The organism is Nocardioides sp. JCM 18998 (genome assembly GCF_055391535.1).
The window spans coordinates 602,407-615,059 of sequence record NZ_AP043886.1 but is presented as its reverse complement, the minus strand read 5'-3'; the positions used below and the strand labels follow the sequence as shown (position 1 = coordinate 615,059).

The 12,653-nt window shown below is 69.9% G+C and carries 14 protein-coding genes; 9 read left to right on the top strand and 5 right to left on the bottom strand.

The features are described 5' to 3' along the window. Positions 1-34: 34 nt before the first annotated feature. A complete protein-coding gene (locus ACZ5L9_RS02930; protein ID WP_464533597.1) occupies positions 35-433 on the top strand; it encodes a cold-shock protein in 399 nt (132 codons plus the stop codon). A gap of 59 nt (positions 434-492) precedes the next feature. Here ACZ5L9_RS02930 and ACZ5L9_RS02925 read toward each other — a convergent pair whose 3' ends face one another. Then, on the bottom strand, positions 493-1,893 hold the full coding sequence (locus tag ACZ5L9_RS02925; RefSeq protein ID WP_464533594.1) for an MFS transporter: 1,401 nt from the start codon (positions 1,891-1,893) through the stop codon (positions 493-495). A 122-nt stretch (positions 1,894-2,015) separates the two neighbouring features. Between ACZ5L9_RS02925 and ACZ5L9_RS02920 the strand changes: the two genes are divergently transcribed. After that, a complete protein-coding gene (locus ACZ5L9_RS02920; protein WP_464533592.1) occupies positions 2,016-2,792 on the top strand; it encodes a DUF3027 domain-containing protein in 777 nt (258 codons plus the stop codon). 22 nt (positions 2,793-2,814) lie between these two features. Here ACZ5L9_RS02920 and ACZ5L9_RS02915 read toward each other — a convergent pair whose 3' ends face one another. Both ACZ5L9_RS02915 and ACZ5L9_RS02910 read right to left on the bottom strand, forming a co-directional pair. Beyond that, on the bottom strand, positions 2,815-3,426 hold the full coding sequence (locus ACZ5L9_RS02915) for a class I SAM-dependent methyltransferase (RefSeq protein WP_464533590.1): 612 nt from the start codon (positions 3,424-3,426) through the stop codon (positions 2,815-2,817). Continuing rightward, positions 3,423-3,683, bottom strand: a complete 261-nt coding sequence (locus tag ACZ5L9_RS02910; RefSeq protein ID WP_464533587.1) for a DUF2530 domain-containing protein — start codon at positions 3,681-3,683, stop codon at positions 3,423-3,425. Before ACZ5L9_RS02910 ends, ACZ5L9_RS02915 begins: the two co-directional genes overlap by 4 nt. 67 nt (positions 3,684-3,750) lie before the next feature. Between ACZ5L9_RS02910 and ACZ5L9_RS02905 the strand changes: the two genes are divergently transcribed. The 6 genes from ACZ5L9_RS02905 (at position 3,751) to tuf (ending at position 10,077) form a co-directional block, all read left to right on the top strand. Next, a complete protein-coding gene (locus tag ACZ5L9_RS02905; protein ID WP_464533585.1) occupies positions 3,751-4,191 on the top strand; it encodes a MarR family winged helix-turn-helix transcriptional regulator in 441 nt (146 codons plus the stop codon). Between the two features lie 156 nt (positions 4,192-4,347). Next, positions 4,348-5,664 carry an MFS transporter gene (locus ACZ5L9_RS02900; RefSeq protein WP_464533583.1) on the top strand — a complete coding sequence of 439 codons (1,317 nt, stop codon included), beginning with the start codon at positions 4,348-4,350 and terminating at the stop codon, positions 5,662-5,664. 91 nt (positions 5,665-5,755) lie between these two features. Continuing rightward, positions 5,756-6,127 (top strand): 30S ribosomal protein S12, encoded by a 372-nt coding sequence (gene rpsL / locus ACZ5L9_RS02895; protein ID WP_225282825.1) that lies wholly within the window; start codon positions 5,756-5,758, stop codon positions 6,125-6,127. Position 6,128: 1 nt separating this feature from the next. Beyond that, positions 6,129-6,599 carry a 30S ribosomal protein S7 gene (gene rpsG, locus ACZ5L9_RS02890; protein ID WP_225282824.1) on the top strand — a complete coding sequence of 157 codons (471 nt, stop codon included), beginning with the start codon at positions 6,129-6,131 and terminating at the stop codon, positions 6,597-6,599. Between the two features lie 124 nt (positions 6,600-6,723). Next, positions 6,724-8,796, top strand: coding sequence for an elongation factor G (gene fusA / locus ACZ5L9_RS02885; RefSeq protein WP_464536792.1), 2,073 nt, complete (start codon positions 6,724-6,726; stop codon positions 8,794-8,796). 87 nt (positions 8,797-8,883) lie between these two features. Next, positions 8,884-10,077: an elongation factor Tu gene (tuf, locus tag ACZ5L9_RS02880; protein WP_464533578.1), complete on the top strand. Its 1,194-nt coding sequence runs from the start codon at positions 8,884-8,886 to the stop codon at positions 10,075-10,077. 75 nt (positions 10,078-10,152) lie between these two features. Here tuf and ACZ5L9_RS02875 read toward each other — a convergent pair whose 3' ends face one another. Next, a complete protein-coding gene (locus ACZ5L9_RS02875; RefSeq protein WP_464533576.1) occupies positions 10,153-10,962 on the bottom strand; it encodes a LamG domain-containing protein in 810 nt (269 codons plus the stop codon). Positions 10,963-10,987: 25 nt separating this feature from the next. Further along, positions 10,988-11,797 carry a family 16 glycosylhydrolase gene (locus ACZ5L9_RS02870; RefSeq protein WP_464533573.1) on the bottom strand — a complete coding sequence of 270 codons (810 nt, stop codon included), beginning with the start codon at positions 11,795-11,797 and terminating at the stop codon, positions 10,988-10,990. A gap of 73 nt (positions 11,798-11,870) precedes the next feature. Between ACZ5L9_RS02870 and trmB the strand changes: the two genes are divergently transcribed. Next, entirely contained in the window at positions 11,871-12,587 is a 717-nt protein-coding gene (gene trmB / locus ACZ5L9_RS02865; RefSeq protein WP_464533571.1) for a tRNA (guanosine(46)-N7)-methyltransferase TrmB, read from the top strand. The last annotated feature ends 66 nt before the right edge of the window (positions 12,588-12,653 follow it).

Genomic DNA, 12,653 nt, shown 5'->3' with positions numbered 1-12,653 from the left:
TTTCGACGTCCCGTGAAGAAGAGGGTTGGTTCCCGTGCCCACTGGCAAGGTGAAGTGGTTCGACGCTGACAAGGGCTTCGGCTTCCTGTCGCAGGACGGAGGCCCCGAGGTCTACGTCCACGCCGACGCGCTCCCGGCCGGTGTCGCCAAGACCCTGAAGCCCGGCACCCGCGTCGAGTTCGGCATCGCCCAGGGCCGCCGCGGCGACCAGGCGCTCCAGGTCAAGATCCTCGACGCTCCGACCTCGGTCTCGCGCAACCAGCGTGCGGCCCAGCGGCGCAACCCCGAGGAGATGGTCCTCATCATCGAGAACGTCATCAAGCTGCTCGACGACATCCGCGAGGGGTACGAGCACGGCCGCCCGCCGACACGCGACCTGGCCAAGAAGGTCGCGCCGGCGCTGCGCAACATCGCCGACGAGTTCGAGCTCTGAGCCCCGCGTAGCGTCATACGCCGCGTGCCCACCCACGGTGGGCGACGCATGACGTCTGCTCAGGCGGTCGCGGTCCGCACCCGGCCCGGCCGGTGCGTCAGCACGTACCCCGCCCACGCGGTCAGGATCGCGAAGGCGACGTAGAGACCGGTCAGCTGGTGCGGCGTCAGCGCGATGCCGACGAACCCGCCGAGCACCCAGGCCAGCTGACAGGTGGTGTCCGAGCGTGCGAACGCGCTGGTCTGCACCGCGGCCGGAACCTCGCTCTGGATCGTCGAGTCCAGCGCGAACTTGGCCAGCGCTGCGCCTCCTCCGGCGACCAGGCCGAGCACCAACAGCGTGATCGCGGTGGCGCGCCAGGCGGTCAGGAGCACGGCGGCGCTGTCGGCGAGCAGCACTGCCGCGACGGTCATGCGAGGGCTGACCCGGCGCAGGAGCGAGGCGAGCACCGTGCCGAGGAAGTTGCCCGCGCCCGCGCCGCCCGCGACCAGGCCCAGCACGAGCGTGGGGCTCCACGACGGCACCGGGTGATCGGGGCCCTGCAGCAGGAACGCCATGAACATCAGGAGGAAGCCGGAGAGGAACTTCGGGCCGCAGTTGGCCCGCAGTACGTACGCCACCGCGGGCGGCACCCGCAGCGCCCCGCCGTGCTCGTTGCCACGGAACGTCATCCGGCGCTCGCCCTGGCTGTGGTCGACCTGCGCCGGAAGCCGGACGGCGAGGACGGTGGCGATCGCGAACAGCACGCACGCCCAGCGCAGCACCCAGGCTGCGCCGGCGAGGGTGCACAGCCCCGCGATCGGGGCGGAGACCGCGACGCCCACCATGCCGGCCATCGAGACCCGGCCGTTCGTCTTCACCAGGGTGAACCCCTGGGGGATGAGGCGCGGCGTCGCGGCGGCCCGGGTGACGCCGTAGGCCTTGGAGAGCACCAGCACGAGCAGGGCGGCCGGATACATCGCCACCCCCTGATGGGGGAGCGCCCCCGCCAGGATCCAGCAGAGGAACGCGCGGGCGGCCATGGTGATGCCGATCGCCCAGCGGCGACCGTGTGAGAACCGGTCCAGCAGTGGCCCGAGCAACGGGGCGACCACCGCGAACGGGATCATCGTCAGGGCCAGGAAGAGTCCGACGTGACCGCGGGCGCTCCACGAGGCGCCGTTGGCTGCGTCGTCGGCGGAGAAGAACAGCGAGCCGGCCAGCGAGATCGCGACCGCGGCGTCGCCGGCGGTGTTGAACGCGTGCATCTCCAGCAGTCGGTTGAGCCCGGAGCGGTCCGCGCCCTGGGCGTCGGCGGCGCGGCGGGCCTGGACGAACGCGTAACGCCCGAAGCGGCCCATGCCTCGGCCCGTCGCGGCCAGGCCCCGGCCGGTGGCCTTCGCGGCGCCGGCGACCTTCGACGACCCGGTGAGGGCGGGCTCGTCGTGAGGGTCGTGCCAGCTGTGCTCGTCCGACGTCATGGGCTCCATTCTTCCCGGTGGCCGGCGCTGTGCGCGGGCGCCTCGCTCGCTGGCGGACAACGTCGTACGGCTCGTCGCTCGCCGGGGCGTCGTCGTTCGTCCCCTTCGTTTAGTATTCCCGGGTGACCAGCACCGCGACGCCGTACGCCGACCCGGCCGCCCTCGCCGCCGTCGAGGAGGCCCGTGCCGCCCTCGTCGCCGACCTCGGCTGGGACTCCCGCGATGTGGGCGACCACCTCGGCCACCTCGTCGAGGAGGAGGACGTCGTCACCCATCTCTTCGCGTGCACCCGCAAGGGCTACGTCGGCTGGCGCTGGTCGGTGACCGTCGTTCGCGTCGACGGCGGCCCCGTCACGGTCGACGAGCTGGTCCTGATCCCCGGTGACGAGGCGATCGTGGCGCCGGCCTGGGTCCCCTACCGCGAGCGGATCAAGCCCGGTGACCTCGGCCCCGGCGACCTGCTGCCGGTCGGCGACGACGACGCCCGCCTGGTGCCCACCTACTCCTTCGGCGACGACCCGCTCGACGCGGACGCCAAGGCGCAGGTCCGCCAGGTCGCCCAGGACCTCGGCCTCGGCCGGGCCCGCACGCTGAGCCCCGAGGGCTACGACGCCGCCGCCGAGCGCTGGTACGACGGCGTCGGCGGCCCGCAGGCCCCGATCGCCCAGGCAGCGCCGCACCACTGCCACAGCTGCGGCTTCCTGGTCCGGATCGCCGGCCACCTCGCCGACTCCTTCGGCGTCTGCGCCAACGGCGACGCCAACGACGACGGCCGGGTGGTCAGCATGGACCATGGCTGCGGCGCCCACTCCGAGGTGCGGCTGTCGAAGAAGCAGGAGCCCCAGCCGCTCCCGGACCACGTCGTCGACACGCTCACCGAGGACGTCGAGACTCTCTGAGGAGCCGTGCGGCGACGTGCCGTCAGGTGCTCGGCTCGGCGCGGCTGAGCACCCACACCCCGTAGAGGTCGTCGACCGGTCGCAGGTCATAGCCACCGAGGCGTACGTCCACCCGCAGCCCGGCGGCGATCGCGTCCGCCTCGAACTCCGCCGGCGGATAGACCCGCGCGTGATCGGGCGGGTCCTGCAGGTGGAAGCCGACCACGATCCGGCCGTGCTCCCCGAGCACGGAGGCCATCGCCTGTAGCGCCGCCCGCTCGGAGCCCTCGGCGAGGAAGATCATCACGTTCCCGACGCAGACGACCAGGTCGAACGGACCGTCGGCGGGCCGCAGCTCGAGGATGTCGCGCTGTTCGACGGCCAGATCGGGGAAGAGCTCGCGCGCCTGCTCGACCAGCACCGGGTCGGGGTCGATCGCCAGGACGTCGTGACCGCGTGCGGCCAGTGCTCCACCGACCCGTCCCATGCCGGCACCGGCATCGAGGACGCGGGCGCCGCGGGGGATGAGCGCGTCGGCCAGCCGGGCCTCACCGTCGACGTCCTCGCCGGCCGCGATCATCGCGCCGAAGCGCACGCCGTAGAAGGCGGTGCCGGGACCGGCCAGCTGCCAGCGACTCGGCGGCGGCGCGCTCACTCGCCCGCCCTGCGGCGTGCCCGCCGCCGGCGGCAGTAGTCGACACCGAGTGCGCCCAGCCCGAAGCCGGCCAGGCAGGTCCACAGCCACCAGCCGCGGCCGTCGTCCTTGAGACGGCCGTAGAACGGCAGCATCCCGACGAACGCGACGAGCCAGATCAGCGTGCCGACCTCGACCGCCCGCACGCCGTCCACGTCGACCGGCGCCACATCGACCGGTGCCCCGTCGGCGACGGGCCGCCGTTCCTCGTCCTTCACAGTCCCAACCTACCGGCATCGCGTCGCCGGGAATTAGTTAGCACGGGTAATGAGTTATGGTAACGACATGACGGACCAGATGACCTCCGGCGCCGCCGCCCTGGCGAGCGAGCTGCGGCTCTCGGTGATGCGCCTGCGGCGCCGACTCGTCGGTGAGCGCGACCCGGAGAACGAGCTCTCGCTCGGCTCGATGGCGGTCCTGATCGGTCTCGAGGTCAACGGTGACATGACCCTCGGCGCGCTCGCGCAGCGCGAACGGGTCCAGCCGCCGAGCATGACCCGTACCGTCAACTGCCTCGAGCAGGGTGGCTATGTCTCCCGGCTGCCGAGTGAGACCGACCGCCGTCAGGTCGTCATCTCCCTGACCGACCAGGGCCGGGCCACCGTCCAGGCCGACCGTGCCCGCCGCAACGAGTGGCTGGCCCAACGCCTCGACGAGCTGACCGAGGCCGAGCGCGCGACTCTGCGCGCCGCCGCCCCCATCCTCGAAAGGATCGCCAACGATTAACGGACGACGCCCCTCACCCGACTTGCTGCGCGACGCCCAGGGCGCGCGCTGGCTGCGTCGTCGTCAGTCGCCGTGGCTCCGCCACGGCTCCCTCCTCCGCCTTGCCATCACACACCTGGACGCCGCTTGCGACGGCCGGGAGAGAGCCGTCATCCTTTGAGTCCCACGTTCCGAGCCCTGCGCAACCCCAACTACCGCCTGTACCTGGCGGGGAGCGTCGTCTCCAACACCGGTACGTGGCTCCAGCGCACCGCTCAGGACTGGCTCGTCCTCAAGCCGCTGCACGGCGGTGGCACCGATCTGGGCATCGTCACCGCCCTGCAGTTCCTCCCGGTCCTGCTGCTCACCCCGTACGCCGGCGTGCTCGCCGACCGCGTCCCCAAGCGCCGCCTGCTGCAGCTCACCCAGCTCGCGATGGCCATCGCCGCGTTCTTCCTCGCCGTGCTCGCGCTCAGCGGAGCCGCCGAGATCTGGATGGTCTACATCCTGGCCTTCGTCTTCGGCGTCGGTGCCGCCTTCGACGTACCCGCCCGGCAGTCGTTCGTCGCCGAGATGGTCGGCCCCGACGACCTCACCAACGCGGTCGGTCTCAACTCCGCGGCCTTCAACACGGCCCGGATCATCGGCCCCGCGCTGGCCGGCCTGCTGATCGCCGCCTTCGGCGGGGGAGCGGCCGCGACCGGCATCGTCATCCTGCTCAACGCCGTCTCGTACCTCGCCGTGATCGTCCAGCTCCAGCGGATGGACGCCAGTCTGCTGCGGATCGCGCCCCTGCGGGCCCGCGGACCCGGCGCCCTGCGGGAGGGCTTCCGGTACGTCCGGACCCAGCCGACGATGCTCTTCGTCCTCGTCCTGGTCTTCTTCGCCGGCACGTTCGGCATGAACTTCCAGCTCACCTCCTCGCTGATGGCGACCCAGGTGTTCGGCAAGGGCGCCGGCGAGTTCGGCATCCTCGGCTCCGCGCTCGCGGTCGGCTCGTTGGCCGGCGCGCTGCTCGCCGCCCGCCGCGCCACCATCCCGCTGCGGCTGCTGGTCTTCGCCGCGACCGGCTTCGGCATCGCCGAGATCATCGCGGGCAGTCTGCCCTCGTACCTCGTCTTCGCGCTCTTCTCCCCGGTGATCGGCTTCTGCACCATCACGCTGCTGAACAGCTCGAACGCCACCATCCAGCTCACCTCCGACCCGGCGATGCGCGGGCGGTCGATGGCGATCTACATGACGGTCGTCCAGGGCGGTACGCCGATCGGCGCCCCGTTGATCGGCTGGATCGGCCAGGCCGCAGGCGCGCGGTGGACCCTCTGGGTCGGCGGCGGGATGGTCCTGCTCGGCGTCGCGCTCGCGATCGCGCTGCTCGCACGCCTGCGCGGAGGCCCGGCCAGCGTTTTGACCCCCCTCTACGCTCCCGGTAGCCTTGTGAACCGTGTCTGGAAGGACCAGGCCCGCGTCACGACACGCCCGACCTCGGGTGCGTAGCGGCTCGGTCCAGCACCATCCGGCACGAGCAACACCATCCTTCGCGGCAAGTAGCTGCGTCGTGAGAGCCGATCAGAAAGGGAACCACCCGGTGCCCACCATTAACCAGCTGGTCCGCAAGGGCCGCGAGGACAAGGCGTCCAAGACCAAGACGCCTGCCCTCAAGGGATCGCCGCAGCGCCGTGGCGTCTGCACCCGCGTCTACACCACCACCCCGAAGAAGCCGAACTCCGCCCTTCGCAAGGTCGCCCGTGTGCGCCTTTCGTCCGGCGTCGAGGTCACCGCTTACATCCCCGGTGTTGGCCACAACCTTCAGGAGCACTCGATCGTGCTCGTCCGCGGCGGTCGTGTGAAGGACCTCCCCGGTGTTCGCTACAAGATCATCCGCGGCACCCTCGACACGCAGGGCGTGAAGAACCGCAAGCAGGCCCGTTCGCGCTACGGCGCGAAGAAGGAGAAGTGACATGCCTCGTAAGGGTCCCGCTCCGAAGCGCCCGATCGACGTCGACCCGGTCTACGGCTCGCAGCTGGTCACCCAGCTCGTGAGCAAGGTCCTCCAGGACGGCAAGAAGCAGGTTGCTCAGCGCATCGTCTACACCGCCCTCGAGGGCTGCCGCGAGAAGACCGGCACCGACCCGGTCCTCACGCTGAAGCGCGCGATGGACAACGTCAAGCCGGCCATCGAGGTCAAGTCCCGCCGCGTCGGCGGTGCGACCTACCAGGTTCCGATCGAGGTCAAGGGCACGCGTGGCACCACGCTCGCGCTGCGCTGGCTCGTCGGCTACGCCCAGGACCGTCGCGAGAAGACGATGGCCGAGCGCCTCATGAACGAGATCCTCGACGCGAGCAACGGCCTCGGTGCCGCTGTGAAGAAGCGTGAGGACACCCACAAGATGGCCGAGTCCAACAAGGCCTTCGCGCATTACCGCTGGTGACCTATGGGCGGGGACCCCACCACGGGGTCCCCGCTCCACCTGCTCCAACCAAGACTTCTAAGGAACGCTGACAGTGGCTGTCGACATCACCACGGACCTCAAGTCCGTCCGCAACATCGGCATCATGGCTCACATCGACGCCGGCAAGACCACCACCACCGAGCGCATCCTGTTCTACACCGGTATCTCGTACAAGATCGGTGAGGTTCACGAGGGCGCCGCCACGATGGACTGGATGGAGCAGGAGCAGGAGCGCGGCATCACCATCACGTCCGCCGCGACGACCTGCTGGTGGAAGAACCACCAGATCAACATCATCGACACCCCGGGCCACGTCGACTTCACCGTCGAGGTCGAGCGCGCGCTGCGCGTCCTCGACGGCGCCGTCGCCGTCTTCGACGGTGTCGCCGGTGTCGAGCCCCAGTCGCAGACCGTGTGGCGCCAGGCGAACAAGTACTCCGTCCCGCGGATGTGCTTCGTCAACAAGCTGGACCGCACCGGTGCCGACTTCTACCGCGTCGTCGACTCCATCGTCGACCGCCTCAACGCCACCCCGCTGGTCCTCCAGATCCCGATCGGCGCCGAGGGCGACTTCATCGGTGTCGTCGACCTGGTCGAGCAGAACGCCAAGGTGTGGCGCGGCGAGACCCAGCAGGGCGAGGACTACGTCGTCGAGGAGATCCCCGCGGACCTGGCCGACAAGGCCGCCGAGTACCGCGAGAAGCTCGTCGAGACCCTGGCCGAGGCCGACGACGACATCATGGAGGTCTACCTCGAGGAGGGCGACGTCTTCGACGTCCCGACCCTCAAGGCCGCCATCCGTCGCGCGACCCTCGCCGACAAGCTCAACCCGATCCTCACCGGCACCGCCTTCAAGAACAAGGGCGTCCAGCCGCTTCTCGACGCGATCGTCGACTACCTGCCCTCGCCGGTGGACGTCGAGGCGATCGTCGGCCACAAGCCGAACGCCGACGAGACCCCGGAGAACGAGATCACCCGCAAGCCGGCCGATGACGCGCCGTTCTCGGGCCTCGCCTTCAAGATCGCCTCGGACCCGCACCTCGGCAAGCTGATCTACGTCCGCGTCTACTCGGGCAAGCTCGAGGCCGGCGCGACCGTCCTGAACGCCTCCAACGGCAAGAAGGAGCGGATCGGCAAGGTCTACCAGATGCACGCCAACAAGCGTGAGGAGATCGCCTCGGTCGGCGCCGGCCAGATCGTCGCCGTCATGGGTCTCAAGGACACCAAGACCGGTCACACCCTCTCCGACCCGGCCAACCCGGTCGTGCTCGAGTCGATGACCTTCCCGGCCCCGGTGATCGAGGTCGCCATCGAGCCGAAGACGAAGTCCGACCAGGAGAAGCTCGGCGTCGCCATCCAGCGCCTCGCCGAGGAGGACCCGACCTTCGTCGTCAAGACCGACGAGGAGACCGGCCAGACCATCATCGCGGGCATGGGCGAGCTCCACCTGGAGATCCTCGTCGACCGCATGAAGCGCGAGTTCAAGGTCGAGGCCACCGTCGGCAAGCCGCAGGTCGCCTACCGCGAGACCATCCGCCAGGCGGTCATCGGTCACAGCTACACCCACAAGAAGCAGACCGGTGGTACGGGTCAGTTCGCCAAGGTGCTCATCAACATCGAGCCCAACATCGACCCGGAGACCGGCCTGGGCGCCGGCTACGAGTTCGTCAACAGCGTCACCGGTGGTCGCGTGCCGAAGGAGTACATCCCCTCGGTCGACCAGGGTGCGCAGGACGCCATGCAGTTCGGCATCCTGGCCGGCTACCCGATGGTGGACGTGAAGGTCACCCTGGACGACGGCGCCTACCACGACGTCGACTCCTCGGAGCTCGCGTTCAAGATCGCCGGCAACCAGGCCTTCAAGGAGGCCGCCCGCATGGCCAAGCCGGTCCTGCTGGAGCCGATGTTCGCCGTTGAGGTGACCACCCCGGAGTCGTTCCTGGGTACGGTCATCGGCGACATCAACTCCCGCCGTGGCCAGATCCGCGCGCAGGAGGACCGGTTCGGCGACATCGCCGTCCAGGCCCTCGTGCCGCTGTCCGAGATGTTCGGGTACGTCGGTGACCTCCGGTCCAAGACCAGTGGTCAGGCGTCGTACTCGATGGAGTTCGACTCGTACGCCGAGGTTCCCACGAACGTCGCCGACGAGATCATCAAGAAGGCTCGCGGCGAGTAACGTCCCTGTTCTAGGGCAGCCCGGGGCTTCGGCACCACCACCTTTCAGTACGAGTCACGTTAAAAAACACACCAGGAGGAGCCAGTAATGGCTAAGGCGAAGTTCGAGCGGACCAAGCCGCACGTCAACATCGGTACCATCGGTCACATCGACCACGGTAAGACGACGCTGACCGCCGCGATCACCAAGGTCCTGCACGACGCTTACCCGGACCTGAACGCCGCTTCGGCGTTCGACGAGATCGACAAGGCTCCCGAGGAGCGCCAGCGCGGCATCACGATCTCGATCGCCCACGTCGAGTACCAGACCGAGTCGCGTCACTACGCGCACGTCGACTGCCCCGGTCACGCCGACTACATCAAGAACATGATCACCGGCGCGGCTCAGATGGACGGCGCGATCCTGGTCGTCGCCGCCACCGACGGCCCGATGCCGCAGACCCGCGAGCACGTCCTGCTCGCTCGCCAGGTTGGCGTCCCGGCCCTCGTGGTCGCGCTCAACAAGTGCGACATGGTCGACGACGAGGAGCTCATCGAGCTCGTCGAGATGGAGGTGCGCGAGCTCCTCAACGAGTACGAGTTCCCGGGCGACGACATCCCGGTCGTCAAGGTTGCTGCCTTCCCGGCGCTCCAGGGCGACGCCAAGTGGGGCCAGTCGGTCCTCGACCTGATGTCGGCCGTCGACGAGTACATCCCGACCCCGGAGCGCGAGACGGACAAGCCGTTCCTCATGCCCGTCGAGGACGTCTTCACGATCACCGGTCGTGGCACCGTCATCACCGGTCGTATCGAGCGCGGCATCGTCAAGGTCGGTGAGGAGGTCGAGATCATCGGCATCCGCGAGACCGCCCAGAAGTCGACCGTCACCGGTGTCGAGATGTTCCGCAAGCTCCTCGACGAGGGCCAGGCCGGCGAGAACGTCGGTCTGCTCCTCCGTGGCACCAAGCGCGAGGACATCGAGCGCGGCATGGTCGTCATCAAGCCGGGCACCACGACCCCGCACACCAACTTCGAGGCCTCGGTCTACATCCTCTCGAAGGAGGAGGGCGGCCGTCACACGCCGTTCTTCAACAACTACCGTCCGCAGTTCTACTTCCGTACCACGGACGTGACGGGCGTTGTGACCCTGCCCGAGGGCACCGAGATGGTCATGCCGGGCGACAACACCGAGATGGTCGTTGAGCTCATCCAGCCCATCGCCATGGACGAGGGTCTGCGCTTCGCCATCCGCGAGGGTGGCCGCACCGTCGGCGCTGGCCGCGTCACCAAGATCACCAAGTGATCTGACGTAAGTCGCTGAGAAGCCCCCGAGCCGCAAGGCTCGGGGGCTTCTCTCCATTTCGGCTCCGTCGCGACGTCAGCAGGCACCGCTGTACGTGGAGGCGGTGGGCGCCGGGCCGCGTACCGGCTTGGCGTCGGGGTCCTTCAGGGTCCAGTAGCGCAGCCAGTCCATCTGCATCCGGCTGGCGTCGTGGGTTCCGCTGCCTTCGGGCTGCATGGTGAACCGCACGGTCAGCGGCACCCGCGACGGGTGCGCGACCCGCAGGACGGACACCGCCCTTGCGTCGACGAACCAGGCGATCCGGTGCTTGGTCACCTCGACGGCGAAGGTGTGCCACTCGTTCGGCGCGAAGCTCAGCGCCCGCGAGAACGTGTGCTGGGTGGCGGGCCGCTGCCGCGTCACCCAGGTCGCCGGCCCGTCCCGATCCGGGACGAAGGAGGTCATCCCGATGTCGCCGGCGCCGCAGTGCTGCGAACGCGCGCCGGCCGGGACGAGCGAGACCACGACCCGGTACGGCGCGTGCCCGTCGGTGAACCGGTGGGCACGCATCCTGGTCTCCCAGCGGCCGAAGGCGTGGCCCTTGCGGGCGAGCGTCGCGCTGAGGGTGCCGTGGGCGCGCGTGTTGAGGGTGAGCATCCCGTACTGGTTGCGGACCTGCCCGGGCCCGGCCTGGTGCCAGTAGCGCTCCAGGCGCCGGGTCTCGAACTCGTAGCGCTGCCTGATCGGGCCCCACTTGTACGTGTTGCCGGCGTTGATCGGCCCGGGGATCCGCCCGTGGGACGCGCCCGGAGCGCCTGCGGCGCTCACCGCCCCGGCGGCGCCGAGCGGCGCGAGCAGGGCCGCGGTGGCGAGCCCGATCGACAGCTTGCTCAGATGTCGTCTCATGTCCCCCCGGTACCCGGGAGGAGCCTCAGCAGCCGCGTGCGGCGTAGGTCGAGCGGTGCGGGGCAGGTGCGGCCACCGACCGGGAGTCGGGCTTGCGCAGCGTCCAGTACCGCAGCCAGTCCACGCCCATCCGGGCCTGATCGCCCCGGCCGGCCGTGGTCGGCGCGATCCGCAGCTGCACGGTGAAGGGCACGTTCGTCAGCGCGGCCGGACGGGTCTCGGTGGAGACCACGTGGGCGTCGACGAACCACGAGATCCGCCGCGGGGTCACCTCGACGGCGAAGGTGTGCCAGTGGTCGCGCCCGCCGAAGGACTCGCCGCGCGAGGACGTGGAGGCGGTGTACGAGGCGCCGTGTCCGGAGCGGAGCGCGAACGAGGCGCGGCTGGACGGCAGCGTGACGTCCTGGAAGGTGATGTCCGGTCCGCAGCGTCGTGCCGCCTTGGCGGCCGGGACCAGCGAGCTGCTCATCTCGTAGTGGTTGGCGCCATTGCCGAGGCTGTAGCCCTGCCAGCGCAGCTCCCAGCGTCCCGTACGGTGGCCGTCGCCGCGCAGCGTGACGACGGTGCTGCGCCCGTTGCGGGCGTTGAGCGTCATCTGGCCACCCTGCTCGGTGGCGCGCCCGCCGCTCGACCCCCAGTCGCTGGTCAGCGGCTTGGGGTGACCCCAGCGCTCGAACTCGTAGTGCTGCGCATCGGGGTACCAGCCGAACGTATTGCCGGCGTGGACCGGACCGGGGTCCTCGGCTCGGGTCGCGGGGGCGAGGAGGAGGCCGGCGGCGAGGGCACTGGCGACGGTGCCGGCGAGGAGCGCTGACAGGCGGGGGACCGAAAGCATCGAAACACCGTAGGTGACACCTCCGCGATCGCCAATTCAGGGCCGGACGGTGCCGGCGGGGAGAATGGCACGCATGTCTGGCGCCGTCGACCCTGCCCGCCCCGGAGTCCGCCTCACCGAGGACGGCCGTCCGCTGCGTGAGGTGGTCAGCTACACCCGGCGCGGCGGGCGCTTCACCACGCCGCAGCAACAGGCCTGGGACAAGCGCGCCGCCGAGTGGGTCGTGCCGGAGGCGGAGGTCGCGGCCGAGGGCTTCGACTGGGCCGAGCGGTTCGGCCGCAGGGCGCCGTACCTCGTCGAGATCGGCTCCGGGGTGGGGGAGGCGCTGGCCACCGCTGCGCGCCCCGACCACAACGTGATCGGCATCGAGGTCTGGAAGCCGGGCGTCGCCGACACCCTGCGCCGCCTCGACAAGGCCGGCATCGACAACGTCCGGATGTGCAGCGTCGACGCCGTCTGGGTCCTCGAGAACACCATCGGTCCCGGCGAGCTGGCCGAGCTGTGGACGTTCTTCCCCGACCCGTGGCACAAGGCCCGGCACAACAAGCGCCGGCTGGTGAACCCGGCGTTCGCGGCCCTGGTCGCCTCGCGGCTGGCTCCCGGCGGCACCTGGCGGCTGGCCACCGACTGGGCCGACTACGCCGAGCAGATGATCGAGGTGCTCGACGCCGAGCCACTGCTCAGCGGTGGGGCCGTGGAGCGGTGGTCCGACCGTCCTCTGACGAAGTTCGAGCGCAAGGGCGTCGCCAAGGGGCGGGTCATCACCGACCTCACCTACACCCGGTCCTGACCCCAACACGCGCGCTGCGTTTCCTGTGGCAGCCATGTGAGGTGCCGACCGGCATGCAACACTGCG